Annotated in this window: 23 protein-coding genes; 20 read left to right on the plus strand and 3 right to left on the minus strand. The window is 69.6% G+C overall.

Translation table 11 applies throughout. The features are described from left to right. The first annotated feature begins 126 nt into the window (after positions 1 to 126). Entirely contained in the window at positions 127 to 1,548 is a 1,422-nt protein-coding gene (locus LK06_RS24350) for a sugar porter family MFS transporter (RefSeq protein WP_039656498.1), read from the plus strand. A 252-nt stretch (positions 1,549 to 1,800) separates the two neighbouring features. On the opposite strand, the gene LK06_RS24355 is transcribed toward LK06_RS24350, so the two are convergent. Beyond that, positions 1,801 to 2,796 carry an LLM class flavin-dependent oxidoreductase gene (locus LK06_RS24355; RefSeq protein WP_039656496.1) on the minus strand — a complete coding sequence of 332 codons (996 nt, stop codon included), beginning with the start codon at positions 2,794 to 2,796 and terminating at the stop codon, positions 1,801 to 1,803. A gap of 685 nt (positions 2,797 to 3,481) precedes the next feature. Here LK06_RS24355 and ftsY point away from each other — a divergent pair. Beyond that, positions 3,482 to 4,687 (plus strand): signal recognition particle-docking protein FtsY, encoded by a 1,206-nt coding sequence (ftsY, locus tag LK06_RS24360; protein WP_039656494.1) that lies wholly within the window; start codon positions 3,482 to 3,484, stop codon positions 4,685 to 4,687. A 79-nt stretch (positions 4,688 to 4,766) separates the two neighbouring features. On the opposite strand, the gene LK06_RS24365 is transcribed toward ftsY, so the two are convergent. Beyond that, complete coding sequence (locus LK06_RS24365) at positions 4,767 to 5,429, minus strand: bifunctional DNA primase/polymerase (protein ID WP_039656493.1); 663 nt, start codon at positions 5,427 to 5,429, stop codon at positions 4,767 to 4,769. Positions 5,430 to 5,885: 456 nt separating this feature from the next. On the opposite strand from LK06_RS24365, the gene nsdA reads away from it, so the two are divergent. The 6 genes from nsdA to ftsH all read left to right on the plus strand — a co-directional run bounded on the left by nsdA (position 5,886) and on the right by ftsH (position 15,761). Beyond that, the gene (nsdA, locus tag LK06_RS24370; RefSeq protein WP_039656491.1) at positions 5,886 to 7,364 is read left to right on the plus strand and encodes a transcriptional repressor NsdA; all 1,479 of its coding nucleotides are present in this window, start codon (positions 5,886 to 5,888) and stop codon (positions 7,362 to 7,364) included. Positions 7,365 to 7,771: 407 nt separating this feature from the next. Next, positions 7,772 to 9,112 carry an ammonium transporter gene (locus tag LK06_RS24375; protein ID WP_039656489.1) on the plus strand — a complete coding sequence of 447 codons (1,341 nt, stop codon included), beginning with the start codon at positions 7,772 to 7,774 and terminating at the stop codon, positions 9,110 to 9,112. Beyond that, a complete protein-coding gene (locus LK06_RS24380; RefSeq protein WP_039656487.1) occupies positions 9,109 to 9,447 on the plus strand; it encodes a P-II family nitrogen regulator in 339 nt (112 codons plus the stop codon). Before LK06_RS24375 ends, LK06_RS24380 begins: the two co-directional genes overlap by 4 nt. A 47-nt stretch (positions 9,448 to 9,494) precedes the next feature. Further along, entirely contained in the window at positions 9,495 to 12,008 is a 2,514-nt protein-coding gene (locus LK06_RS24385; protein ID WP_043407717.1) for a [protein-PII] uridylyltransferase, read from the plus strand. Between the two features lie 158 nt (positions 12,009 to 12,166). After that, positions 12,167 to 13,717 (plus strand): signal recognition particle protein, encoded by a 1,551-nt coding sequence (gene ffh / locus LK06_RS24390; RefSeq protein ID WP_039656483.1) that lies wholly within the window; start codon positions 12,167 to 12,169, stop codon positions 13,715 to 13,717. A gap of 91 nt (positions 13,718 to 13,808) precedes the next feature. Then, positions 13,809 to 15,761, plus strand: coding sequence for an ATP-dependent zinc metalloprotease FtsH (ftsH, locus tag LK06_RS24395; protein WP_039656482.1), 1,953 nt, complete (start codon positions 13,809 to 13,811; stop codon positions 15,759 to 15,761). A 121-nt stretch (positions 15,762 to 15,882) separates the two neighbouring features. Here ftsH and LK06_RS24400 read toward each other — a convergent pair whose 3' ends face one another. Then, positions 15,883 to 16,794: an MDR/zinc-dependent alcohol dehydrogenase-like family protein gene (locus LK06_RS24400; protein WP_174673930.1), complete on the minus strand. Its 912-nt coding sequence runs from the start codon at positions 16,792 to 16,794 to the stop codon at positions 15,883 to 15,885. 539 nt (positions 16,795 to 17,333) lie between these two features. On the opposite strand from LK06_RS24400, the gene LK06_RS24405 reads away from it, so the two are divergent. From LK06_RS24405 to LK06_RS24460, 12 genes are all read left to right on the plus strand, one after another. Beyond that, positions 17,334 to 17,936, plus strand: a complete 603-nt coding sequence (locus LK06_RS24405; RefSeq protein ID WP_039656478.1) for a hypothetical protein — start codon at positions 17,334 to 17,336, stop codon at positions 17,934 to 17,936. Positions 17,937 to 18,308: 372 nt separating this feature from the next. Further along, complete coding sequence (gene rpsP / locus LK06_RS24410) at positions 18,309 to 18,728, plus strand: 30S ribosomal protein S16 (protein WP_039656476.1); 420 nt, start codon at positions 18,309 to 18,311, stop codon at positions 18,726 to 18,728. Between the two features lie 5 nt (positions 18,729 to 18,733). After that, on the plus strand, positions 18,734 to 18,973 hold the full coding sequence (locus LK06_RS24415) for an RNA-binding protein (protein WP_039656474.1): 240 nt from the start codon (positions 18,734 to 18,736) through the stop codon (positions 18,971 to 18,973). Positions 18,974 to 19,065: 92 nt separating this feature from the next. Next, entirely contained in the window at positions 19,066 to 19,626 is a 561-nt protein-coding gene (gene rimM / locus LK06_RS24420) for a ribosome maturation factor RimM (protein WP_039656472.1), read from the plus strand. After that, complete coding sequence (trmD, locus tag LK06_RS24425) at positions 19,626 to 20,459, plus strand: tRNA (guanosine(37)-N1)-methyltransferase TrmD (RefSeq protein WP_039656470.1); 834 nt, start codon at positions 19,626 to 19,628, stop codon at positions 20,457 to 20,459. Before rimM ends, trmD begins: the two co-directional genes overlap by 1 nt. A 135-nt stretch (positions 20,460 to 20,594) precedes the next feature. After that, positions 20,595 to 20,945 (plus strand): 50S ribosomal protein L19, encoded by a 351-nt coding sequence (rplS, locus tag LK06_RS24430; protein WP_039656468.1) that lies wholly within the window; start codon positions 20,595 to 20,597, stop codon positions 20,943 to 20,945. Positions 20,946 to 20,990: 45 nt separating this feature from the next. Beyond that, a complete protein-coding gene (lepB, locus tag LK06_RS24435; protein ID WP_039656467.1) occupies positions 20,991 to 21,692 on the plus strand; it encodes a signal peptidase I in 702 nt (233 codons plus the stop codon). Next, positions 21,685 to 22,776 (plus strand): signal peptidase I, encoded by a 1,092-nt coding sequence (lepB, locus tag LK06_RS24440; protein WP_039656465.1) that lies wholly within the window; start codon positions 21,685 to 21,687, stop codon positions 22,774 to 22,776. Before lepB (LK06_RS24435) ends, lepB (LK06_RS24440) begins: the two co-directional genes overlap by 8 nt. Then, positions 22,664 to 23,701, plus strand: a complete 1,038-nt coding sequence (gene lepB / locus LK06_RS24445; RefSeq protein WP_174673931.1) for a signal peptidase I — start codon at positions 22,664 to 22,666, stop codon at positions 23,699 to 23,701. Before lepB (LK06_RS24440) ends, lepB (LK06_RS24445) begins: the two co-directional genes overlap by 113 nt. A gap of 177 nt (positions 23,702 to 23,878) precedes the next feature. Next, positions 23,879 to 24,667 (plus strand): signal peptidase I, encoded by a 789-nt coding sequence (gene lepB, locus LK06_RS24450; RefSeq protein WP_039656463.1) that lies wholly within the window; start codon positions 23,879 to 23,881, stop codon positions 24,665 to 24,667. After that, a complete protein-coding gene (locus LK06_RS24455; protein WP_039656461.1) occupies positions 24,657 to 25,181 on the plus strand; it encodes an NUDIX hydrolase in 525 nt (174 codons plus the stop codon). Before lepB (LK06_RS24450) ends, LK06_RS24455 begins: the two co-directional genes overlap by 11 nt. 56 nt (positions 25,182 to 25,237) lie before the next feature. Then, complete coding sequence (locus LK06_RS24460; RefSeq protein ID WP_018544766.1) at positions 25,238 to 25,546, plus strand: DUF2469 domain-containing protein; 309 nt, start codon at positions 25,238 to 25,240, stop codon at positions 25,544 to 25,546. Positions 25,547 to 25,631: the final 85 nt, after the last annotated feature.

Raw genomic sequence — 25,631 nt, forward strand, 5'->3', positions numbered from 1 at the left:
GCTTTGACCTTCAGGTGTGAGTGGCGCGCCTGTGTGTGCACCACCGGGACCGGCGGAGAGCCGGTCATGCCGCGAAGGGCTCGCCCCCCACCCGCGGCAGCGTTGCCGTGGCCCCAGGAGACACACGTGACCAGCACAGCGCAGGCGCCTCAGACAGGAGCCAGGACGACTCACCCCGAGCATCATCTCGGGCACGTCATCTTCATTGCGGCGGCTGCCGCCATGGGCGGCTTCCTCTTCGGCTACGACAGTTCCGTGATCAACGGCGCAGTCGAGGCCATCCGCGACCGCTATGACATCGGCTCCGCGGCCCTCGCCCAGGTCATCGCCATCGCTCTGGTCGGCTGTGCCGTCGGTGCCGCGACCGCCGGCCGGATAGCGGACCGGATCGGCCGAATCCGCTGCATGCAGATCGCCGCAGTCCTGTTCACGATCAGCGCTATCGGCTCCGCACTGCCCTTCGCGCTCTGGGACCTCGCCCTCTGGCGCGTCGTCGGTGGCTTCGCCATCGGCATGGCCTCTGTCATCGGCCCCGCCTACATCGCCGAGGTCGCCCCGCCCGCCTACCGCGGTCGGCTCGGTTCCTTCCAGCAAGCCGCGATCGTCGTCGGCATCGCCATCTCCCAGCTGGTCAACTGGGGTCTGCTGAACGCCGCGGGCGGCAAGCAGCGCGGCACCCTGATGGGCCTGGAGGTCTGGCAGGTCATGCTCGGCGTGATGGTCATCCCGGCCCTCCTCTACGGCCTGCTCTCCTTCGTGATCCCCGAGTCCCCGCGCTTCCTGATCTCCGTCGGCAAGCGCGACCGCGCCCGCAGGATCCTCGCCGAGGTCGAGGGCGAGCAGGTCGACCTGGACGCCCGCGTCCAGGAGATCGAGTCCGCGATGAACCGCGAGGAGAGGTCCAGCTTCCGCGACCTGCTCGGCGGCTCCTTCTTCTTCAAGCCGATCGTCTGGGTCGGCATCGGCCTGTCGGTCTTCCAGCAGTTCGTCGGCATCAACGTCGCGTTCTACTACTCCTCGACGTTGTGGCAGTCGGTCGGCGTCGACCCGGCGGACTCGTTCTTCTACTCCTTCACGACGTCGATCATCAACATCGTCGGCACCGTGATCGCGATGATCTTCGTGGACCGCATCGGCCGCAGGCCGCTCGCCATCATCGGCTCGGTCGGCATGGCCGTGGGGCTCGCGCTGGAGGCCTGGGCGTTCAGCTACCACCTGGTCGACGGCAAGCTGCCGGCCGCCCAGGGCTGGATCGCCTTGGTCGCCGCGCACCTGTTCGTCCTCTTCTTCGCCCTGTCCTGGGGCGTGGTCGTCTGGGTCATGCTCGGTGAGATGTTCCCGAACCGGATCCGCGCCGCCGCGCTCGGCGTCGCCGCCTCCGCGCAGTGGATCGCCAACTGGGCCATCACCGCGAGCTTCCCGTCGCTGTCCGACTGGAACCTCTCCGCGACCTATGTGATCTACACGGTCTTCGCCGCCCTCTCCGTCCCGTTCGTCCTGAAGTTCGTCAAGGAGACGAAGGGCAAGACCCTGGAGGAGATGGGCTGACCCTCATAGCGGGGTTTCCCGAGACCGGGGAGAAGGGCCAAGTCCCCGCTGCCCTCTCCTCGTACCGTCCGCCGCCCCCGGCCCGGGACCTGCCCGGACCCGGGGGCGGCGGTGCCGTACCGGCCCCGGGTCCGGGCAGGTCCCGGATGCCGCCCCCGACGCCGGCGCCGTCAGGCACCTCCGCGCGCGGCCGGCCCTCCTGGGCGCGGCGCGCGGTACGGCGCACCGACCGGGACGGGCTACCGCAGCGGCTCAGTCGCGCTCTGGCCGAGCGGTTCGATGCCGCAGTGCCGGGAGTACCTGTTCCGCGAACAGCCTGAGGCTGCGCCACCCCTCCTCCACGGGCATCCCGCCCGCCAGAGGGTGCAGCACCATGCTCTCCAGGTCCTGTGCCACGCACTCCTGCGGAGTGAGAACGCGGTACACCCCCTCGGCGCGCAGCTCCGCGAGGGTTCCGGCGGTCGACCGCACCGCCGAGCGGGTCCGGGCCGGCTGCCAGGAGTCGTAGGTCCGGGCTTCGTGCAGGAAGTGCTCGCCGTAGCGGGCCCAGGCGCGGTCCGGTTCCTCGGACAGGTGGAGGAGCGGGGTCTCGGCGGCGGGCATCATGGTCCAGCCCTCCGTGCCGTACTCGGCGAGCCGCTCCTTGTAGTACGCCTCCAGCTCGGGCAGATGGGCGCTCGGGAAGAACGGCAGTCCCAGCCGGGCGGCCCGGCGGGCGGCTGCCTTCGAGGAGCCGCCGACCAACAGCGGGGGGTGCGGATGGGTGCACGGGCGGGGGGTGAGCCGTACCCTCCGGCCCCGGTACTCGAACTCCTCGCCCGTCCACGCCTTCAGAAGGGTTTCCAGCAGTTCGTCCTGGAGTCGGCCCCGTCGCGCGAAGTCGACGTCGAACAGGGCGTACTCCTCGGGCCGGTATCCGATTCCGGCCACGGTCACCAGTCGCCCGCCGCTGAGCAGGTCCAGGACGGCGATGTCCTCGGCCAGCCGCAGCGGATCGTGCAGCGGACCGATCGCCGCGGACACCGTCACCGTGATGCGGCGGGTCGCGCCGAACACCGCCCCGGCGAAGGCGAACGGCGACGGCAACCAGTTGTCGTCCGCTCCGTGGTGTTCCTCGGTCTGCACGGTGCTGATCCCGTGCTCGTCCGCGTATGCGGCCATCTCCAGGGCGGTCCGGTAGCGGTCGGCGAGAGAGGCGGGAGTCGCGCCGGGCTCGGCGAGGTTGAAGCGTACGACCGTGACGGGCATGGGAAGTCCCCCTCCGGTGCGATGCGGTGCCGAGGGGACCGTAGCTGACGTTTCGTCAGATGGCCATGGTGGGACGGCGGGCTCGCGGGGTGACCGGGCCCGTGCCCGACACCGGCGGCCGGCCCCGCAGGGCGGCGGCCGCCTCAGACGTCCACGGAGCTCGGCCCCCGGCGGACTCGGCGGGCTGAACCAGGTCTGCCGAGCCCGTCGAGGGGGGCTTCGGAGCGCCGGATGCAGCGGGCCCGAGCTCGTGATCGCCGCGGCCCAGCCGAGGGCGTGCCCCCGACCATCTCGGCATGCCGACGGATACCGGTGTCGACGGGCCCGTGACCCGGGTGTGAGCGGCTCAGCGCACGAGGGCCGCCGTGGTTCGTCGAGGGCCCGTGCCGGTGACGGGACACGCGTCCACGTGGCCTCGGGCACCGGCCACCGGGGCGCGCCGTGCTCTCGCAGCCTCCGGTCAGCAGTGGGGTGCCTCGGAACACCCCACGGTGTGGAGTCGCAGCGCGAGCGCTGGCCACGGCCTCGGCTGACCTGCCGAAACACTCCTGATGGAGGCAAGGGCGCAGATCAAGAGCGACTCCGGTCGAGACGCTCGGGTACGGCGTGATGGCCTGCACGCGTACCGTCACGGGGTCGCAGCTTCTTCGATTGGCCACCCTTCATGGCCGATACTGGTCGGGTTATGGAAACCGTCATCCTTGCTGTAGTCATCGCCGTGGTCGTGCTCGGCGCGATCGGCGGGCTGATCGTGGGCAGCCGGCGCAAGAAGCCGCTGCCTCCGCCGCCGCCGAAGACGCCCGACATCACCGCGCCCCCGGCCGAGCCGCACGTCGGCGATGAGGCCGAGACGCCGCGCGACGAACCGCGCCGGACGATCGAGGAGGTGGATCTCCCAGGCGGCGGCCCCGCGTCGGTCGCCGTGGAGGAGCCCCCATCTGTCGAGGCTCCCGAGATCGAGATCCCGGAGCCCACCGCAGGGCGGCTGATCCGCCTGCGCGCCCGCCTGTCCCGCTCGCAGAACGCCCTGGGCAAGGGCCTGCTCACGCTGCTCTCCCGCGAGCACCTCGACGAGGACACCTGGGAGGAGATCGAGGACACGCTCCTTACCGCCGACGTCGGCGTGCAGCCGACCCAGGAACTGGTCGAGCGGCTGCGCGAGCGCGTGAAGGTGCTCGGTACCCGTACGCCCGAGGAACTGCGTGGCCTGCTGCGCGAGGAGCTGCTCAAGCTGGTCGGCACCGATGTCGACCGCATGGTGAAGACCGAGCCCGAGGATCGCAGGCCCGGCATCGTGATGGTTGTCGGCGTCAACGGCACCGGGAAGACCACCACCACCGGGAAGCTCGCGCGGGTCCTGGTCGCCGATGGCCGCAGTGTCGTGCTTGGCGCTGCCGACACCTTCCGGGCCGCCGCCGCCGACCAGTTGCAGACCTGGGGCGAGCGGGTGGGCGCCTACACCGTGCGCGGCCCCGAGCAGGGCGACCCCGCCTCCGTCGCCTTCGACGCGGTCAAGGAGGGCAAGGAGATGGGGGTCGACGTCGTCCTCATCGACACTGCCGGCCGTCTGCACACCAAGACCGGCCTCATGGACGAACTGGGCAAGGTCAAGCGCGTCGTGGAGAAGCACGCGCCGCTGGACGAGGTACTGCTCGTCCTCGATGCCACCACCGGTCAGAACGGCCTGGTGCAGGCCCGGGTGTTTGCCGAGGTCGTGGACATCTCCGGCATCGTGCTGACCAAGCTGGACGGTACGGCCAAGGGCGGCATCGTCGTCGCGGTCCAGCGCGAACTGGGGGTGCCGGTCAAACTGGTCGGGCTCGGCGAGGGCGCGGACGATCTGGCGCCGTTCGAGCCGGAGGCGTTCGTGGACGCGCTCATCGGCGACTGACCGGGCGCACTCCCGGCCGACGAGAAGCGCCCGCCCCACGGTGCAGTTGGGGTCGGGCGCTTCGCTTTGTACGGTGCGGTCAGGCCCTGGCCCGCGACCGGTGTGCCACATACGCCAGTGTGCCCAGCAGCAACCGTGCCGCAGGAGGCCGTGTCGCCGAGTCCAGCGCGGGCGGGCGTAGCCAGCGCACCGGGCCGAGGCCGCCCCGGTCGGAGGGCGGCGCGGTGATGTACGTACCCGGGCCGAGGCCGTGCAGGTCCAGCGAGGAGGGATCGTCCCAGCCCATGCGGTACAGCAGCCGGGGGAGTTCGGCGGCTGCGCCGGCCGCGACGAAGAAGTGGGCCCGGCCGTCCGGTGTCGCGATCACCGGACCGAGGGGGAGGCCCATGCGCTCCAGGCGGACCAGGGCGCGACGGCCGGCGGACTCCGAGACCTCGATGACATCGAACGACCGGCCGACCGGCAGCATGACCGCCGCACCCGGGAACTCCGCCCAGGCCCGGCTCACCTCGTCCAGTGTGACCCCGCCTTGAACCTGGGGCGCGAAGTCCAGCGGATGCGCGCCCGGTGCCGGGCAGTCGGCGTGTCCGCAGGAGCAGGTGCCCGCCGCGGCCCGTGCGCCCGGCACCACGTCCCACCCCCACAGTCCGGTGAATTCGGCGACGGCGGTGCACTCCGAGGCCCGGCCGCGCCGACGTGTGCCCGTGCGGATCTCGCGAATGCCGCCGATCGTGAAGCCCATGCCCCCTCCAACGGGTCCAGCGCGCCGGTGGTTACGACACGGAACGAGACGGAAGCGGAACGTAACGCTACGGCTCCGCTTGCCCTCGGCGACGCGAGGCCAGTGCAGCGCCTTGGGGTACGTCGGGTGGCACTTCGTGGGGCGTGCGCCCCCGTGTGCGCCACTCCGCTCACTTCCGGTCGCCCTCTGTCAAGTGAATCGCGTTGCGGCGATCGTGAGTTCATTCGAAGGGGTGGCGAATGGTGGCGTTTCCGAGATTGCCGTGGCTGGGCGGGTGATCGTGGGATTACTGTGAGTGTCCAGTCCCGGAGGCGTGTGCACTCGTGGGTATGCCGGAGGCAAGTCGCCAGCTCGTTCGAAGGGTGAGAACTGGCGGACGGCCGGCCGTATTTACCGGCATTCTGATAGGGCTTGGCGCACTCGGCGACAAGTGGTTTCAGGGATGGGGGCGTTCCAGTGAGCGGCAATGGCGGAAGCGGGACAAACGCTGCCAAGCGTTCCAACGAGCTGCTGGGCTCGTGGTTCGTGCGCAGCGGTTGGTCCAAGGGCGAGCTGGCCCGCCAAGTGAACCGCCGGGCACGTCAGCTGGGCGCCAACCACATCTCCACCGACACCTCGCGCGTACGGCGCTGGCTGGACGGGGAGAATCCGCGCGAACCGATTCCGCGCATCCTTTCGGAGCTGTTCTCCGAGCGTTTCGGCTGCGTGGTCTCCACCGAGGACCTCGGGCTGCGTGCCGCCCGCCAGTCACCCTCCGTGTCCGGGGTCGACCTCCCCTGGACCGGACCGCAGGCGATCGCCCTGCTCAGTGAGTTCTCGCGCAGCGACCTGATGCTTGCCCGGCGCGGTTTCCTCGGCACCTCGCTGGCACTGGCCGCCGGCCCGTCCCTCATCGAGCCCATGCAACGCTGGCTCGTCCCCGTCCCGACCGCCCGGGTTCCGGCTGGTCCCGAGTCCGCCCTTCACTCCCGCGGGCCGGGCCGGCTGTCCAAGCCCGAGCTGGACCTGCTGGAGTCCACCACGCGCATGTTCCGTCAGTGGGACGCCCAGTGCGGCGGCGGTCTGCGCCGCAAGGCGGTGGTCGGCCAGCTGCACGAGGTCACCGAACTTCTCCAGGAGTCCCAGCCCGCGGCCACCACCCGCACACTGTTCAAGGTTGCCGCCGAACTCGCGGAACTGGCGGGTTGGATGTCGTACGACGTGGGCCTCCAGCCCACTGCGCAGAAGTACTTCGTCCTCGCCCTGCACGCGGCGAAGGAAGCCGGTGACAAGCCGCTCGGCTCGTACGTCCTCTCCAGTATGAGCCGCCAGATGATCCACCTCGGCAGGCCCGACGACGCCCTGGAACTGATCCACCTGGCCCAGTACGGCAGCCGCGACTGCGCGAGCCCGCGCACCCAGTCCATGCTGTATGCGATGGAGGCTCGCGCCTACGCCAACATGGGGCAGCCAGGCAGGACCAAGCGTGCGGTCCGCATGGCCGAGGACACCTTTGCCGAGGTCGACGAGTGGGACGAGCCGGACCCGGACTGGATCCGCTTCTTCTCCGAGGCCGAACTGCACGGCGAGAACTCCCACTCCTTCCGCGATCTCGCCTATGTAGCCGGCCGCAGCCCGGCCTACGCGTCCCTCGCCGAGCCGCTCATGCAGCGGGCGGTGGAGCTTTTCGCCAAGGATCCCGAGCACCAGCGGTCGTACGCACTCAACCTGATCGGCATGGCCACGGTGCACCTGCTGCAGCGTGAGCCCGAGCGCAGCACGGAGTACGCCTCGCAGGCCATGGAGACCGCCAGGAAGGTCCGCTCCGAGCGTGTGAACACTCGTATCCGAAAGACGGTCGACGCGGCCGTCCGTGACTACGGCGACCTCACCCAAGTGGTCGATCTCACCGATCAGCTCGCCGTCGACCTACCCGAGACTGCCGAGGCGGTCTGACGCGCCCCGGCGCCCCCGAACCCCGGCCGCGGCCGGTCCTCCCGAACTGCCCGACTCGGCTCCCCCATGCCAGGTCATCGGAGAGGCCCGCCGCGGCCGGCCCGTTGTCCGCACCCAGGACGACGCCGCTCTCGCGGCTCCTTGCCCGCCGCCGTAGTCTCCGCTGCGCCCGGCCGCGGTGCCCTCACCGAAGGTTGCGCCACGATAACGATCGGCGCGCCCCGCATCTGGCAGTTCATGGACGTGTAACACGCCCGGCGTCTTCGTCACCCCGGTGAAACAACGAGGGGCCCCCACCGAAACCGCGCTGCGCCAATCTCGTGGCGCATAACCGGCCCACCCCTCACTGACCGGACCGCTCAGGCACCGACCCGCACGGGGCCGCACCAACCGACGAGGAGACGCCGATGGCACCAGCCATCATGCTTGCGGCGGACGCACCCAAGTTGTCGTCCGCCGACACAGGTTTCATGCTCATCTGTTCCGCCCTGGTGATGCTCATGACCCCGGGCCTGGCCTTCTTCTACGGAGGCATGGTCCGGGTCAAGAGCACCCTGAACATGCTGATGATGAGCTTCATCAGCCTGGGGATCGTCACGATCCTTTGGGTGCTCTACGGCTTCTCACTCGCCTTCGGCTCCGGCTCCAGCGTCATCGGCTGGAACTCCGACTGGCTCGGCCTCAGCAACATCGGGTTGACGGAGCTCTGGGACGGCACCACCATCCCGATCTTCGTCTTCATGGTCTTCCAGCTGATGTTCGCCATCATCACGCCGGCCCTGATAAGCGGTGCCCTGGCGGACCGGGTCAAGTTCTCGGCCTGGGCGCTCTTCATCGCCCTGTGGGTCACGATCGTCTACGTCCCGGTGGCCCACTGGGTCTGGGGCGCCGACGGCTGGGCCTACAAGCTCGGTGTGATCGACTTCGCCGGTGGTACGGCGGTGCACATCAACGCCGGTGCCGGTGCTCTGGGCGTGATCCTCGTCATCGGCAAGCGCATCGGCTTCAAGAAGGACCCGATGCGCCCGCACAACCTCCCGTGGGTCATGCTCGGCGCCGGTCTGCTCTGGTTCGGCTGGTTCGGCTTCAACGCGGGTTCCTGGCTCGGCAACAGTGACGGCGTCGGCGCGCTGATGTTCGTCAACACACAGGTCGCCACCGCCGCCGCCATGTTGGCCTGGCTCGCCTACGAGAAGATCCGCCACGGCGCATTCACTACGCTGGGCGCCGCCTCCGGCGCGGTCGCCGGTCTGGTCGCCATCACCCCGTCCGGCGGTGCCGTCTCCCCGCTCGGCGCGATCGCCGTGGGTGCCATCGCCGGTGTCGCCTGTGCCGCGGCCGTGGGCCTGAAGTTCAAGTTCGGCTACGACGACTCCCTCGACGTCGTCGGTGTCCACATGGTCGGCGGCATCATCGGCTCGCTGCTCATCGGCTTCTTCGCCACCGGCAAGGGCCAGTCCGCTGCCACGGGCGTCTTCTACGGCGATCACTCCTTCACCCAGCTGTGGAAGCAGTGCGCCGGTGTCTTCGCGGTCCTCGCCTACTCCCTGATCGCCTCCGCGGTCCTGGCCTTCCTGCTCGACAAGACCATGGGTATGCGAGTCACCGAGGACGAGGAGATCTCCGGTATCGACCAGGCCGAACACGCCGAGACCGCATACGACTTCAGTGGCGCAGGCGGCGGGGTCGGCGGGACCGCCGCGGCTCCGGCCCTGGCTGCCGCACAGACCAGGAAGGTGGACGCATGAAGCTCATCACCGCCGTCGTCAAGCCCCACCGGCTCGACGAGATCAAGGAGGCCCTGCAGGCCTTCGGGGTCCACGGGCTGACGGTCACCGAGGCCAGCGGTTACGGCCGGCAACGAGGCCACACCGAGGTCTACCGTGGTGCCGAGTACACCGTCGACCTGGTGCCCAAGATCCGCATCGAGGTGCTGGCCGAGGACGACGACGCCGAGCAGCTGATCGAGGTCGTCGTCAAGGCGGCCCGCACCGGCAAGATCGGCGACGGCAAGGTCTGGTCCCTGCCGGTCGAGACGGCCGTACGGGTCCGCACCGGCGAGCGTGGTCCGGACGCGCTCTGACACGGCAGAGCGTCCCGAGGTAACAGCAGAAGGACAGGAGTCGCTGGGTGACGGGTACGGATGTGCGAACGGGAACGGAAGACTCGGGACCCAGCGGCTACGCGGCGGCCCGGCTGCGCCTCCTCACTCAGGGAGCGCGGTCCGGGCCGCCGCGCCGTGCCGCCCTCGCCGAACTGACCGACGACTGGCTCGCCGGACTGTTCACGGCAGCGGCGGAGAGCCAAGGCGTCAGCGGCGGCGTCTCGCTCGTCGCCGTCGGTGGCTACGGCCGCGGCGAGCTGTCCCCGCGCAGCGACCTCGACCTTCTGCTGCTGCACAACGGCTCCGACACCGGTGCGGTCGCAGCCCTGGCCGACCGCCTCTGGTACCCGGTCTGGGACCTCGGCCTCGCCCTCGACCACTCCGTCCGCACACCCGTCGAGGCCCGCAAGACGGCCGGGGAGGACCTGAAGGTCCACCTCGGCCTGCTGGACGCCCGCCACCTCGCCGGTGACCTCGGACTCACCACCGGACTGCGCACCGCCGTACTCGCCGACTGGCGCAACCAGGCCCCCAAGCGCCTCCCGGAACTCCGGGAACTGTGCGCCGAGCGCGCCGAACGGCAGGGCGAACTGCAATACCTCCTGGAACCCGACCTCAAGGAGGCCCGGGGCGGCCTCCGTGACGCCACCGCCCTGCGCGCCGTGGCCGCCTCCTGGCTGGCCGACGCCCCGCGCGAGGGACTCGCGGACGCCCGCCGCCGCCTGCTCGACGTACGGGACGCCCTGCACCTGGCCACCGGCCGCGCCACTGACCGGCTCGCCCTGCAGGAGCAGGATCAGGTGGCGGCCGAGCTGGGGCTGCTGGACGCCGACACCCTGCTGCGGCAGGTGTACGAGTCTGCGCGTGTCATCTCCTACGCCAGCGATGTCACCTGGCGTGAAGTGGGACGTGTGCTGCGGTCACGTGCCGTCCGTCCGCGCCTGCGCAAGCTGGCGAGGGATCGGAGCGACTTCCTCAGAAGGGCGGTGACGGGCGACGGGAGGGCACCGGGGGGCGGCAGGGCGGCCGCCGAACGCTCCCCGCTCGCCGAAGGAGTGGTGGAGCAGGAGGGCGAGGTGGTACTCGCCCGCGCCGCGCGTCCCGAACGCGATCCGGTACTCCCGTTGCGCGCCGCGGCAGCCGCCGCACAGGCGGGTCTTCCGCTCTCCCTGCACGCCGTACGGCGCATGGTCGCCACCACCCGCCCCCTGCCCGTTCCCTGGCCGGCCGAGGCCCGCGAACAGCTCGTCACCCTGCTCGGCTCCGGCCGTCCCACCGTCGAGGTGTGGGAGGCACTGGAAGCCGAGGGCCTGGTCACCCGTCTCCTCCCCGACTGGGAGCGGGTCCGCTGCCGCCCCCAGCGCAACGCCGTGCACGTCTGGACCGTCGACCGCCACCTGATCGAGACGGCCGTCCGTGCCTCCGAGCTCACCCGCCGAGTCAGCCGCCCCGACCTCCTCCTGATCGCCGCGCTGCTGCACGATATCGGGAAGGGCTGGCCCGGCGACCACTCCGTGGCCGGCGAGATCATCGCCAAGGACGTGGCGGCCCGGATCGGTTTCGACACCGCCGACGTCGGTGTGCTCTCGACGCTCGTGCGCCACCATCTGCTGTTGATCGAGACCGCTACCCGGCGCGATCTGGAGGATCCGGCTACCGTCCGTTCGGTCGCCGAGGCCGTCGGTTCGCAGGGCACCCTGGAGCTGTTGCACGCCCTCACCGAGGCGGACGCCCTGGCCACCGGCCCGGCCGCCTGGTCCTCCTGGCGCGGTTCGCTGGTCGCCGACCTGGTCAAGCGGGTCTCGGCCGTCCTCGCCGGGGACGTCCCCGACGAGCCCGAGCCGGTCGCGCCCACCGCCGAGCAGGAACGGCTCGCAGTCGAGGCGTTCCGCACCAGCGGCCCGGTCCTCGCGTTGCGTGCCCAGAAGGAGCCGGTCGCGGCGGAGGAGCCCACAGGCGCACCCGAGCCACTCGGCGTCGAGTTGCTCATCGCCGTTCCGGACCAGCCCGGTGTGCTGCCCGCGGTCGCCGGAGTCCTTGCCGTGCACCGTCTCACCGTCCGGACCGCCGAGCTGCGGACCCTGCGCCTGCCCGATGCCGTCGACGACGCTCCGTTGCTGCTCCTGAACTGGCGGGTCGCAGCCGAATACGGCTCCCTGCCCCAGGCGGCCCGACTGCGCGCCGATCTGGTCCGGGCCCTGGACGGCTCCTTGGACATCGCGGTCCGCCTCGCCGAACGCGACGCGGCCTATCCCCGCCGTCGTGGAGTCGTCCCGCCCCCGCCGCGCGTCACGGTCCACCCGGCGGCTTCCCGCCTGGCCACGGTGATCGAGGTCCGCGCCCAGGACGCCCCCGGGCTGCTGTTCCGCATCGGCCGGGCGCTGGAGGACGCGCGCGTACGGGTGCGCAGCGCGCATGCCTCGACGCTGGGTGCGAACGCCGTGGACGCCTTCTACGTCACCGGAGCGGAGGGCGCGCCCCTGCCGGACGGGGAGGCGGCGGCGGTGGCGCGGAAGCTGGAGGAGACGCTTCGGGCGTGACCTCACGGTCGCGCGATCGCGCACGGTGAGCGCTCCCGGCCGGTCCGGGCTCGCCGTCCCCGCCCGCTGGACACAACGGGCGGGGACGAATCGCTTGCGCGGCCGGATACCCTGGAGGGCAGCCCAAAACGACTCCGACTCCGAGGACCGACGCCACCGTGTTCGATACTCTCTCCGATCGCCTCTCAGCGACTTTCAAGAGCTTGCGCGGCAAGGGGCGGTTGTCCGAGGCGGACATCGACGCCACGGCCCGCGAAATTCGCATCGCGCTGCTCGAAGCGGACGTGGCCCTGCCTGTCGTACGCACGTTCATCAAGAACGTCAAGGAACGCGCGCTCGGTGCCGAAGTCTCGCGGGCCCTCAACCCGGCCCAGCAGGTCCTCAAGATCGTCAACGAGGAACTGGTCACCATCCTCGGGGGCGAGACCCGGCGGCTCCGCTTCGCCAAGCAGCCCCCCACCGTGATCATGCTCGCTGGTCTGCAGGGTGCTGGTAAGACCACCCTGGCCGGCAAGCTCGGCCGCTGGCTCAAGGAGCAGGGCCACTCGCCGCTGCTGGTCGCCTGTGACCTGCAGCGCCCGAACGCCGTCAACCAGCTCAGTGTCGTCGCCGAGCGCGCGGGCGTCGCCGTCTACGCGCCCGAGCCGGGCAACGGCGTCGGCGACCCGGTGAAGGTTGCCCAGGACTCGATCGAGTTCGCGAAGGCCAGGGTCCACGACATCGTGATCGTGGACACCGCCGGCCGCCTCGGTATCGACGCGGAGATGATGCAGCAGGCCGCGGACATCCGCGACGCGGTCTCCCCGGACGAGATCCTGTTTGTCGTTGACGCGATGATCGGTCAGGACGCCGTCAACACGGCCGAGGCCTTCCGCGACGGCGTCGGCTTCGACGGTGTGGTCCTCTCCAAGCTCGACGGTGACGCCCGCGGTGGTGCGGCCCTGTCCATCCGGCAGATCACCGGCAAGCCGATCATGTTCGCGTCGAACGGCGAGAAGCTGGACGACTTCGACGCCTTCCACCCGGACCGGATGGCCTCCCGCATCCTCGACATGGGTGACCTGCTCACCCTGATCGAGCAGGCGGAGAAGACCTTCAGCCAGGAAGAGGCCGCCAAGATGGCCTCGAAGCTGGCGTCCAAGAAGGGCCAGGACTTCACCCTGGACGACTTCCTGTCCCAGATGGAACAGGTCCGCAAGATGGGCTCCATTTCCAAGCTGCTCGGCATGCTCCCGGGCATGGGGCAGATCAAGGACCAGATCAACAACCTGGACGAGCGGGACGTCGACCGCACCGCCGCGATCATCAAGTCGATGACCCCGACGGAGCGCCAGGACCCCACGATCATCAACGGATCCCGTCGCGCCCGCATCGCCAAGGGCTCAGGCGTCGAGATCAGTGCGGTGAAGAACCTCGTCGAGCGGTTCTTCGAAGCCCGCAAGATGATGTCCCGGATGGCCCAGGGCGGCGGCATGCCGGGCATGCCGGGTATCCCCGGGATGGGCGGCGGTCCCGGCCGGCAGAAGAAGCAGCCGAAGAAGGCCAAGGGCAAGCAGCGCTCGGGCAACCCCATGAAGCGCAAGCAGCAGGAGCTGGAGGCGGCCCAGCGTCGTGAGGCTGCGGCCCAGGCCGGCAACGCGTTCGGGCTGCCGCAGCAGGGCGGCCAGGACTTCGAGCTGCCGGACGAGTTCAAGAAGTTCATGGGCTGACCACGCTCGCCGTACCTCGTCAGGGGCGTCCTCCGCGCGGAAGGGCGCCCTTGCGCGTGCCGGTCCTGGACCGGTGTCGTACCGTCCGGATATGACCAACCCCGCGCCGTCCCGCAAGTCGCCGGACCAGCCTTGGCGTACCGAGGGCGCGCCCGAGGAACCGTCCCAGCGGCCGTCCGGCGGGCGGAGGATGCGCGGCGGCTGGTGGCGGCTGATCCTCACCGCGCTGGTCGTGTACCTGGTCGCCAACCTGGTGTTGTCCTATTTCGACCAGGCCAACGAGCCGACGATCTCGTACACCGAGTTCAGCAAACAGGTGAACGATGGCAACGTCGCCAAGATCTACGCCAAGGGCGACTCGATCCAGGGCCAGCTCAAGAGGGAGCAGGAGAACCCCGACGGCGGCGGGAAGTACACCAAGTTCAACACCGAGCGCCCGTCCTTCGCGGACGACGACCTCTGGGCGAACCTGACCAAGCACGACGTCACGGTCACCGCCGTGCCCGTCGTCCAGCACCGCAGCTTCCTCGCCAACCTCCTGATCTCACTGGCACCGATGCTGCTGCTGGTCGTCGTGTGGGTCCTCATCGCACGGCGGATGAGGGCGGGGCTCGGCGGCGCGGGCGGCATGCTGGGGCGCAAGGCAGCACCGAAGCCGGTCGAGCTGGTGCCGGGGGAGAAGCGCACCACGTTCGCCGACGTGGCTGGCATCGACGAGGTCGCGGGCGAGCTCAACGACGTCGTCGACTTCCTGAAGAACCCCGACGCCTATCGCCGCATGGGCGCCAAGATGCCGCGCGGTGTGCTGCTCGCCGGAGCACCCGGCACCGGAAAGACGCTGCTCGCGCGCGCGGTCGCGGGCGAGGCGGGGGTGCCGTTCTTCTCTGCGTCGGCCTCCGGGTTCATCGAGATGATCGTGGGCGTCGGTGCCTCCCGGGTACGGGAGCTGTTCGCAGAGGCCCGCAAGGTCGCTCCGTCGATCATCTTCATCGACGAGATCGACACCATCGGCCGGGCCCGCGCGGGCGGCTCCGGGATGGGCGGGCACGACGAGCGCGAGCAGACCCTGAACCAGATCCTCACCGAGATGGACGGCTTTTCGGGTGCGGAGGGTGTCGTCGTCATCGCTGCCACCAACCGTGCCGACATCCTCGACCCGGCGCTCACCCGCCCCGGCCGCTTCGACCGGATCGTCCAGGTCTCGCCACCGGACCGCGGCGGCCGCGAGGCCATTCTGGAGATCCACACCCGCGACATCCCGCTCGCCGCCGACGTGGACCTGGCCCAGGTGGCCCGCACGACCCCCGGCATGACCGGTGCCGAACTGGCCAACCTCGCCAACGAGGCCGCTCTGCTCGCGGTGAAGCGGAAGCAGCCGGTGGTGACCCGGTCAGACTTCTCCGAGGCCCTGGAGAAGATCCAGCTCGGCGCGGAACGCGCGCTGGTCATGCCCGAGGACGAGCGGCGGCGTACCGCCTACCACGAGAGCGGACACGCCCTGCTCGGCATGCTCCAGCCGGGTGCCGACCCCGTCCGCAAGGTCACTATCGTCCCGCGCGGTCGGGCACTCGGCGTCACCCTCTCCACCCCGGACGCGGACAAGTACGCGTACACCGAGGAGTACCTGCGCGGCCGGATCATCGGCGCGCTCGGCGGGATGGCGGCCGAACAGGTCGTCTACGGTGTGATCACCACCGGCTCGGAGAGCGACCTGGAACAGGTCACGAACATCGCCCGCGGGATGGTCTCCCGCTGGGGAATGAGCGAGCAGGTCGGCCGCCTGTCCGCGCTCCCGAACGACGCCCAGCAGGCCTACGGCCTCGCCGCCGCGCCGCAGACCCTCGATGCGATCGACACCGAGATGCGGCGGATCGTTGACGAGTGCTACGAGGAGGCCCGTCGCAAACTCCGCGACCACCGCGGTCAACTGGACGCCCTCGCCCGGGCGCTGTTGGAGAGCGAGACGCTGGAGGAGTCGGACGCCTACCGCATCGCGGGCATCACGCGCCTGACCAAGGACACCGATGCGGACGACGAGGCCTAAGCACGCGGGGTTGCTGCGTTCAGGACATCCGCGTTGAGGGGCCCGGGTCGAGGGGCCCGGGGACCGAGGCCGCCGCGGAGAAGGCGCTGAAGAGAGGAACCACCAAGCAGGTGCTGGGGGCTCAGGGCACCCGGGCTATGAGGTAACGGAAGACGTTCGGCATCCACACGGTCCCGTCCGGGCGCCGGTGCGGATGCAAGGCCTCGGTCAACTCCTTGTCGACCTGCTTGGCGTCGGTCGCTTCGATCGCCGCGTCGAACAGGCCCGTTGACAGCAGTCCGCGTACGGCGCTGCCCAGATCGGCGTACCCGAACGGGCAGACGACCCGGCCCGAGCCGTCCGGCCGGAGCCCGACCCGTTCGGCGGCCTCCTCCAGGTCGTCCCGGTGGGCGGGCCGCCAACTGTGCGCGCTGCCCAGGGGATCGACCAGTTCGGTGGCCACCCGCAACACCGAAGACGTGGCGCAGCGTTCTGGGGGGCCCCAGCCGGCCAGCACCACGGCGGCTCCGTGACCCGCCAGCGGCAGCGCCTCTACCAGCAGTTCACCGAGTCCCTCGGCGTCGCCCGGGATGCAGCCGACCGGCTCGAAGACGGTCACCAGCGTGTAGGCGTCCGTCTTGGTGCCGGCTGCGTCCGCGGGTGAGCCCGCGATGAGTTCCACGGCCGTGTGCGTGCGCGTGGTGTACCTGCCGCCCGTGCCTCCCCTGCCATGCCCGTCGTCTCTGACGCCGCTGCCGTGCGGTGTGTCCGGCAACAGCCGTTCGCGCGCGAGGGCGAGCCGCTCCGGGGAGGAGTCGACACCGGTGACCGCGGCCCCTCTGACGGCCGCCATCAGCAGGGCGAGCCCGGAACCGCAGCGCAGGCCCAGCAGCCGGGTGGTGGGGCCCACTTCGAGCCGTTCGTAGACGGCCTCGTAGAGCGGGACGAGCATCCGCTCCTGGATCTCCGACCAGTCACGCGCGCGTGCGCACAGGTCCATGCGGGGTGCCGAGTCCGCGTGTGGCCGGTGCTGGCGCACGAGCGTAGGTGTCATAGGTAAGCGCCCCAATCCGACGACAGTCCGCCGTGCCCGGTTGTGTGGCCCCCGTGCCGTGCGTGCGCGCACTTGCCGTGCGTGCGCACTTCCCACGTAAGCCAGGTAACTCCCGGCTCGCGGCGCCGTCCAGGGGTCGTGTGGCCCGGCTTGGGGGACGATCGCCCGGGTGGCGAGATTTCACATCCCGGCAATCTGGGGGGCCGTACGGTGTCCGCTCCGGGTGGACGGGCCGGTGCCGGGGGGCGCCGCAGCACGCGGTAACGTCACGACCGTCACGGACGCTGAGCATGGTGAGGCCCCGTGCCGAGAGCGGCCGAAACACCTCTTGCGCGCTCGCCGGCCACAGCCGTGCCAAGGCCCTTCGGCGGTGTCGTAGCGCCAATTACGCACCGGCTTGGTAGGAGCTGCGTGGCTTATCCGCAGATCAACGCACCCGCCCTCGTCAGGACGCATCAGTGCCAACTGACGGGTACGTGCAAATTATTTGGGATGCCCCGGAATAGGAACACAGCGGCACCCCCGCTCGTTGTCATTACGTGAGCACGACACAGACACCACCTGTTCTCGCCGCAGAGCTGGCGCAGGCGTGGGCCGACATTCAGCGGTACCACCCCGAGTTGCCTGACCTTGCCGCACCAGAGTCCCTGATCGGGGAGTCGTCGTCCGCATGCGGTCACGAACTCTCCTTCGAGCGACTGCTCCATGAGGCAGTCCACGGCATCGCCGCTGCCCGCGGAATCCGCGACACCTCCCGGGCCGGCCGCTACCACAACCGCAGATTCCTCGCGATCGCCGAGGAGCTGGGCCTGGACCATCCGGAGGAACCGCATCCCAGCAGCGGCTTCTCGCTGGTCACGCTCAACGCCGAGGCGAAGCGGCGCTACCGCCCGACCATCGAGAGGCTGCAGCGTGCGCTGAAGGCGCACACGGCGGCCACCTCAGCGGACACCTCCCGTACCTTCCGCGGTCCGGCCGCCCGGCACGGCTCCTCCGGTGGAGGTGTCCGGGTCAAGGCGGTCTGTGACTGTGGTCGCAACGTCCGGGTGGTCCCGTCGGTCCTGGCCCAGGCCCCGATCGTCTGCGGCGGCTGCGGCAAGCCGTTCCGGATCCCCGAGGTAGTGGGGGCGGCGGCGAGCTGACACTGCGGCTGCTCGTGGCAGCCGCAGCCGGTTCGCAACCGACGGGCGGCCGCGCCTCCCCTGGTGCTCTCCAGGGCCTGGGCCCTGGGCGGCACGGGCGGCGGGCGCGGCGGGCAACTTCACAGCACCGGGCGGCGCACCCGGCGTGCGCTCAGCGTCACGCCGGGTGCCGCTCAGGTGTGCCCGTGCACAGCTCACCCACCCTCGACCGGAAGCCCTCCGCGGGGTATGGCACAATGGCTAGCTGTACTCGACAGCCGTACAGGACCCCTCTCTCCTCCGGCTGACGCGTCCATCGGGCACTCGGGTACCGCAACCCCACGCGGCGACGCGCCGTGCCCAACCACGTCAAATCCAGGAGAATCCACTCCCGTGGCAGTCAAGATCAAGCTGAAGCGTCTGGGCAAGATCCGTTCGCCTCACTACCGCATCGTCGTCGCCGACTCCCGTACCCGCCGTGACGGCCGGGCCATCGAGGAGATCGGCAAGTACCACCCGACCTACAACCCGTCGGTCATCGAGGTGGACGCCGAGCGCGTGGCGTACTGGCTCTCCGTTGGCGCCCAGCCGACCGAGCCCGTCCTCGCCATCCTGAAGAAGACCGGCGACTGGCAGAAGTACAAGGGCGAGCCGGCCCCCGCGCCGCTGCTCGTTGCCGAGCCGAAGTCGGCCCGTCCGTCGTTCGAGGCTCTCGGCGGTGACAGCGAGGGCAAGGGTGAGGCGATCACCCAGAAGAAGAAGGCTGAGAAGAAGGACGAGGCCGCGGCTGAGTCCGAGTCGACCGGGGCCTGAGCAGCATGCTCGAAGAGGCGCTTGAGCACCTCGTGAAGGGCATCGTCGACAACCCTGACGATGTGCAGGTCGCCTCGCGCAACCTGCGCCGCGGGAGTGTGCTTGAGGTCCGGGTCCACCCCGACGACCTCGGTAAGGTGATCGGCCGCAACGGCCGCACCGCACGCGCCCTGCGTACCGTCGTGGGCGCCATCGGTGGCCGCGGTGTCCGCGTTGACCTGGTCGACGTGGACCACGTCCGCTGACGCTTCATCGCAACCGGCTCGGGCCGGGGAGGGCCACTGGGCCGTCCCCGGCCCGTAGTCGTATGACAGGAGATGACAGGAGACTTGGACACGTGCAGCTGGTAGTCGCACGGATCGGCCGCGCCCACGGCATCAAGGGCGAGGTCACCGTGGAGGTACGCACCGACGAGCCGGAGCTGCGGCTCGCCCCCGGCGCCGTTCTGGCCACCGACCCGGCCTCCACCGGGCCGCTCACCATTGCCACCGGCCGCGTCCACAGCGGTCGCCTCCTGCTGCGTTTCGAGGGTGTCGATGACCGCAACGCCGCCGAGGCCCTGCGCAACACCCTGCTGATCGCGGAGGTGGACCCCGAGGAGCTCCCCGAGGGCGAGGACGAGTACTACGACCACCAGCTCATCGACCTCGACGTGGTCACCGAGGACGGTGCGGAGGTCGGTCGCATCACCGAGGTCTCGCACCTGCCCTCCCAAGACCTGTTCATCGTGGAGCGCCCGGACGGCAGTGAAGTGATGATCCCCTTCGTGGAAGAGATCGTCACCGAGATCGACCTGGAGGAGCAGCGGGCGGTCATCGCGCCTCCACCGGGCCTGATCGATGACCAGGCGGAGATCGCGTCCTCCCGGGGCGCGGCGGACTCGAAGGACGCGTCGTAATGCGTCTCGACGTCATCACGATCTTCCCCGAGTACCTGAACCCGCTGGACGTCTCCTTGGTGGGCAAGGCCCGCGCGCGCGGGCAGCTGAACGTGCACGTGCACGACCTGCGGGACTGGACCTACGACCGGCACAACACCGTCGATGACACGCCGTACGGCGGTGGTCCAGGCATGGTCATGAAGACCGGGCCCTGGGGTGACGCCCTGGACACGGCCCTCGCCGACGGTTACGAGACCGGCGCGCACGCGCCCGCCCTGATCGTGCCCACGCCCAGCGGTCGGCCCTTCACCCAGGAACTGGCCGTTGAGCTCTCCGAGCGTCCCTGGCTGATCTTCACGCCGGCCCGCTACGAGGGTATCGACCGGCGCGTCATGGACGAGTACGCGACCCGCATGCCCGTCTACGAGGTCTCCATCGGGGACTACGTGCTGGCCGGCGGCGAGGCGGCCGTGCTCGTCGTCACGGAGGCCGTGGCCCGGCTACTGCCCGGCGTTCTAGGCAACGCCGAATCGCACCGTGACGACTCCTTCGCACCCGGCGCCATGGCCAACCTCCTGGAAGGTCCGGTCTACACCAAGCCGCCTCTCTGGCGTGGCCGGGGCATCCCGGACGTGCTGCTCAGCGGCCACCACGGCAAGATCGCCCGCTGGCGCCGCGACGAGGCCTTCCGGCGCACGACGGCCAACCGGCCGGATCTCATCGAGCGGTGCGACCCCAAGGCCTTCGACAAGAAGGACCGCGAGATGCTGTCCATCCTGGGCTGGGAACCGGATCCCAGTGGGGAGCGGTACGGCCGATTTTGGCGCCGCGCCGAGGGCGTGGAAGAATAGGCCGCTGCTGTGCGTCCAGCCGGCGTGCGCCCCTGCCACAGGGGGACACGACGCGCGCTCCGATGCGTACGGCATACCTCCTGTACACCTAGTTTCCGTTGATGACCTGTGGCATCAACGAAGAAAGCAGACGAAATGTCTCACCTGCTCGACTCCGTCGACGTCGCGTCGCTGCGCAGCGACATCCCGGCCTTCCGTCCGGGCGACACCGTCAACGTCCACGTCCGCGTCATCGAGGGCAACCGCTCCCGTGTGCAGCAGTTCAAGGGCGTTGTGATCCGTCGCCAGGGCTCCGGTGTCCGCGAGACCTTCACGGTCCGCAAGGTCTCGTTCTCCGTCGGCGTCGAGCGCACCTTCCCGGTGCACACCCCGATCGTCGAGAAGATCGAGCTCGTCACCCGCGGTGACGTGCGTCGCGCCAAGCTGTACTACCTCCGTGAGCTGCGCGGCAAGGCCGCGAAGATCAAGGAGAAGCGCGAGAGCTGAGCGCTTCCCCGGCGTCACAGCGGGGCCGTATAGCATCTGGCCCCGATGGACACCGAAGCACAGCCGACGGAACGCGACCGCTCCTCCCGCCCGGAGTCCCCGGGCAGGGAGGGGCGGTCGCGTTCTGCGTTGGTGGCGCGGTTCGCCGACTGGCTGCCGGGCGGCCGGATCACCCTCACCCTCTTCGTCTGCCTGGTCTTTTTGCTGCTCCTCAACTCTTTCGTGGTGCAACCGTTCCAGATTCCGAGCGGATCCATGGAACAGGGTTTGAGGATCGGCGACCGCGTTCTCGTAAACAAGTTGGCGTACCGTTTCGGTGCCCACCCGCGGCGCGGCGACGTGATCGTGTTCGACGGCACCGGGTATTTCGGGGACGCGGACTATGTCAAGCGCGTCGTCGGCGTGGGGGGAGATCACGTGGTCTGCTGTGACAGGGAGGGGAGGATCGAGGTGAACGGCCGGCAGGTCGACGAGACGGCGTTCCTCTATCCCGGGGACAGCGCTTCCGAAGTGCCCTTCGACATCGTCGTGCCCCCGGGCCGCCTGTTCGTCCTCGGTGATCACCGCGGCGACTCCAGCGACTCCCGCGACCACCTGGGCTCACCGGGAGGCGGCATGATCCCTGTCGGGGACGTCATCGGCCGGGCCGACTGGATCGTATGGCCGTACGACCGGTGGACACACCTGACACGGCCGTCCGCCTACGCGCGGGTGCCCGCTGCTGCGACGGAGGACGCCCATGGGTAACCGCGGAAAGCCACGCGGGGCGCCCGACACCCCCGCCGACGACCTGCTGCCGACCGGAGTCCGCCGCACCTCCACGCCCGGCGGCGGCCGCACGCGTGCGGAACGGCGCAAACTGCAGCGCAGGGTCAAGCGCAAGCGCAGGCGTTCAGCCGTTCGGGAGATTCCTCTTCTGATCGGCGTCGCCGTCCTCATCGCGCTGGTCCTCAAGACCTTCCTGGTCCAGGCGTTCGTGATCCCCTCCGGGTCGATGGAGCAGACGATCCGGATCGGCGACCGCGTGCTGGTGGACAAGTTCACCCCTTGGTTCGGCTCCACCCCGCAGCGCGGGGACGTCGTGGTGTTCCACGATCCAGGCGGCTGGTTGGGGGACGAGGAGACCACGAAGAAGAACGACCCGGTCGTGATCAAGCAGCTCAAAGAAGGCCTCGCCTTCATCGGCTTGCTGCCCTCCGACAATGAGAAGGACCTGATCAAACGGGTCATCGGGGTTGGCGGTGATCACGTCAAGTGCTGCGACGCACAGGGCCGTGTCACCGTCAACGGCGTACCGCTCACCGAAGGTGACTACCTCTATCCGGGGAACGCACCCTCCGCCATGCCGTTCGACATCACCGTCCCCAAGGGGCGACTGTGGGTGATGGGTGACCACCGTGACGACTCCGCGGACTCCCGCGTCCACCAGAACACGCCCTACGGCGGCACCGTCTCCGAGGACTCGGTGGTCGGTCGGGCCATGGTCATCGGCTGGCCGATCGGTCACTGGACGCGTCTGGAGGAACCTAAAACCTTCGCAAGCGTTGCGCACTCCGTGTCGGGGGCGACTGCGGGCCCCCACCTGTCGCATAGGGTTGGCTCCGCGGATCCGAACGGAATGACCCAGCTCCCGACCCCTGCGGAACTCCCGCTCGTTATGGGAGTGGTGGGCCTGCGCCGGGTGCGTTGCAGGCGGCGGCACAGAGTAAGGAGTTGGCGTGGGGGACGTGGCGGTAGGCGCACGGTCGGGATTCGACGACGAAGAGCACCGTGGGAACCCCGTGGAAGCGGACGTCCCTCGACCGGACGGCGCCATGACCTCCGGGAATGACGAGGCGGCCGGTGGCGAGGGCACGCCAGCGGACGAGCAGCGACCCCGGGCCGGGGGAGCCGACTCGAAGGGCGCAGAGGATGCGGAGGAGCCAGAGGGCGGCAAGCAGAAGAAGCCGCAGCGCTCCTTCTGGAAGGAACTGCCGATCCTGATCGGCATCGCGCTGGTCCTCGCGCTACTGATCAAGACCTTCCTGGTCCAGGCGTTCTCCATCCCCTCCGCCTCGATGGAGAACACCCTGCAGGTGGGTGACCGCGTCTTGGTCGACAAGCTCACCCCGTGGTTCGGCTCCGAGCCCGAGCGCGGCGAGATCGTCGTCTTCCATGACCCGGACAACTGGCTCGCGGGCGAGCCCACGCCGAACCCCAATCCCTTGCAGAAGGTCCTCAGCTGGATCGGCCTGATGCCGTCGGCCAATGAGAAGGACCTGATCAAGCGTGTCATCGGCGTCGGCGGTGACACGGTCGAGTGCTTGAACAGCGGCCCGCTGAAGGTCAATGGCAAGGCACTGAACGAGCCGTACGTCTACCCGGGCAACACACCGTGCAGCGTGGACGACGTGGGCGGCCAGTTCAAGGTGAAGATTCCCAAGGGCTACATCTGGGTGATGGGCGACCACCGCCAGAACTCCCGGGACTCCCGCTACAACCAGTCCGACAAGAACCACGGCATGGTGCCTGTGAACAAGGTCGTCGGTCGTGCCATCGTCAGGGCCTGGCCTATCAACCGCTGGGGCACCCTGCCGATCCCCGACACTTTCGACCAGCCCGGCCTCGACCAGCAGTCCTCCGCAGGGGCGTCCCTGACGGTGGCCCCGGAGGGCGTGGCCGTCGCGGCGGTGCTGCCGGTGGTGGTCTGGCGGCGTAGGAGGGCGGATCGGCTGCGCACCACGGTGGAGCAGAAGAAGACCTCCGGGAATCGGTGAGCCGGTCGGTTCCACGGGTCGGCTCCAGCGGTCGGCCGTTACGGCTCCGTTTCCGGGAGCCTTCTTCCACGGCCCGATTCCGCAGCTGCGTTCCCGAAGGACTCTTCGTGGAGACCGCGACCGGGGCGTGAAAGAGGGGCTGCCCCGGTCCGGTACCGGCAGGTAGGGTGCGGGTCCATGGGTGGCGAGAGCACGACGCGTACGGCCCCGCGCAGCGGCGGCACAAGCAGCGGGGCCCAGGCCGGCGGAAGCCGGATCGGACAGCGGCTGTCCGGGCTGGCCGTGGCCCTCGGCCTGGGCCTGTTCCTCGGCGGATTCGCCTGGGCAGCGGTGGTCTACCGGCCGTACACCGTGCCCACCAGCTCCATGACCCCGACCATCGATGCCGGGGACCGCGTGCTCGCCCAGCGCGTCGACGGTGGCCAGGTGCGGCGCGGTGACGTGGTCGTCTTCGAGGACAAGAGGTGGGTCAGCAACGCCAAGGTGGTCAAGCGGGTCGTCGCCGTCGGCGGCGACACTGTCTCCTGCTGCACCGACGGCAAACTGACCGTCAACGGCAAGCAGATCGACGAGACGTACCTGCCCAAGGGCAGTCTGGCCGAGATCACGAACTTCCCGACGGTGACCGTCCCCAAGGGACGGCTCTTCCTCCTTGGGGACGAACGCCAGGGCTCCTTGGACTCCACGGCCCACCTGACCGACGCGGCCAAGGGCACGGTCTCCCGCGACGCCGTGTCCGCCCGGGTGGACGCCGTCGTGTGGCCCTGGAAGGGCATGGTCAAGCGTCCGGTCGGCTTCGAGGCCCTGGGCGCCCTCTCCCGGCCCGGCCCGCTGCGCACGATCGAACTGCTGATCGCCGCCGGTACCGTCCTGATCCTCGCCGGTGCAGCCTACGGCCCGATCGTCAAGCTGTTGGACCGCGCCCGAGGCCGTACCACCCGCCCGGAGCCGACCGGTGCCCGCTGAGAGCACCCCGGCCGGCGGGGAGCCGTCCGAGGGTGGTCCGCGCAGGGTGGCACGGGTGGTGCTGCTCGACCCTGCGGACCGCATCCTCCTTCTGCGGGGCCACGAGCCGGATGATCCGTCCGACACCTGGTGGTTCACACCTGGCGGTGGTGTGGAGGGTGTCGAGACGCGCGCGCAGGCCGCGCTGCGGGAGCTCTTCGAGGAGACCGGGATCACCGGCGTCGACCTTGGTCCCGTGCTGTGGCGGCGCCGGTGTTCCTTTCCGTTCGCCGGCCTCCGTTGGGACCAGGATGAGTGGTACTACCTGGCCCGTACGACCCGGACGGCGGTTGCGGCGACCGGGTTGACTGAGTTGGAGCGGCGCAGCGTCGCCGGAGCGCGCTGGTGGACGTGCCAGGAACTGTCCCGGGCACATGAGACGGTGTATCCGACCAGACTCGCCGAGCTGCTGCGTACGCTGCTCGACGAAGGTCCCCCGGCCAGTCCCGTCACTCTCAACACGGAAATCGTCTGAGGGCCCCCGCGACTGGCGCACAATGGTGGGATCGCACGGCTGAAGGGGAACATGCCATGAGCGCCGAGGACCTCGAAAAGTACGAGACCGAGATGGAGCTGAAGCTCTACCGGGAGTACCGAGACGTCGTCGGTCTGTTCAAATACGTGATCGAGACGGAACGGCGCTTCTACCTCACCAACGACTACGAGATGCAGGTCCACTCGGTCCAGGGTGAAGTGTTCTTCGAGGTGACCATGGCCGACGCCTGGGTCTGGGACATGTATCGACCGGCCCGCTTCGTGAAGCAGGTGAGGGTCCTCACGTTCAAGGACGTGAATATCGAGGAGCTGAATAAGAGCGACTTGGAGCTCCCCAGCGGGTGACGGAGTTTTCCACAACCGCTGAGCAGTCCACCAAGATCAACAATTGGGGACGTGATGCGTGACCGTTGGCACCGGAGGTGGTGCC

The organism is Streptomyces pluripotens (genome assembly GCF_000802245.2).
Lineage (GTDB): Bacteria > Actinomycetota > Actinomycetes > Streptomycetales > Streptomycetaceae > Streptomyces > Streptomyces pluripotens.

What these genes read in the sequence shown, in the direction of transcription:
- LK06_RS24355 (WP_039656496.1), bottom strand. Translation starts at nt 2,796, where the DNA reads ATGCCCGTCACGGTCGTACGCTTCAACCTCGCCGAGCCCGGCGCGACT.
- ftsY (WP_039656494.1), top strand. Translation starts at nt 3,482, where the DNA reads ATGGAAACCGTCATCCTTGCTGTAGTCATCGCCGTGGTCGTGCTCGGC.
- LK06_RS24365 (WP_039656493.1), bottom strand. Translation starts at nt 5,429, where the DNA reads ATGGGCTTCACGATCGGCGGCATTCGCGAGATCCGCACGGGCACACGT.
- LK06_RS24375 (WP_039656489.1), top strand. Translation starts at nt 7,772, where the DNA reads ATGGCACCAGCCATCATGCTTGCGGCGGACGCACCCAAGTTGTCGTCC.
- LK06_RS24380 (WP_039656487.1), top strand. Translation starts at nt 9,109, where the DNA reads ATGAAGCTCATCACCGCCGTCGTCAAGCCCCACCGGCTCGACGAGATC.
- ftsH (WP_039656482.1), top strand. Translation starts at nt 13,809, where the DNA reads ATGACCAACCCCGCGCCGTCCCGCAAGTCGCCGGACCAGCCTTGGCGT.
- LK06_RS24400 (WP_174673930.1), bottom strand. Translation starts at nt 16,794, where the DNA reads ATGACACCTACGCTCGTGCGCCAGCACCGGCCACACGCGGACTCGGCA.
- LK06_RS24415 (WP_039656474.1), top strand. Translation starts at nt 18,734, where the DNA reads ATGCTCGAAGAGGCGCTTGAGCACCTCGTGAAGGGCATCGTCGACAAC.
- trmD (WP_039656470.1), top strand. Translation starts at nt 19,626, where the DNA reads ATGCGTCTCGACGTCATCACGATCTTCCCCGAGTACCTGAACCCGCTG.
- rplS (WP_039656468.1), top strand. Translation starts at nt 20,595, where the DNA reads ATGTCTCACCTGCTCGACTCCGTCGACGTCGCGTCGCTGCGCAGCGAC.
- lepB (WP_039656467.1), top strand. Translation starts at nt 20,991, where the DNA reads ATGGACACCGAAGCACAGCCGACGGAACGCGACCGCTCCTCCCGCCCG.
- lepB (WP_039656465.1), top strand. Translation starts at nt 21,685, where the DNA reads ATGGGTAACCGCGGAAAGCCACGCGGGGCGCCCGACACCCCCGCCGAC.
- lepB (WP_039656463.1), top strand. Translation starts at nt 23,879, where the DNA reads ATGGGTGGCGAGAGCACGACGCGTACGGCCCCGCGCAGCGGCGGCACA.
- LK06_RS24460 (WP_018544766.1), top strand. Translation starts at nt 25,238, where the DNA reads ATGAGCGCCGAGGACCTCGAAAAGTACGAGACCGAGATGGAGCTGAAG.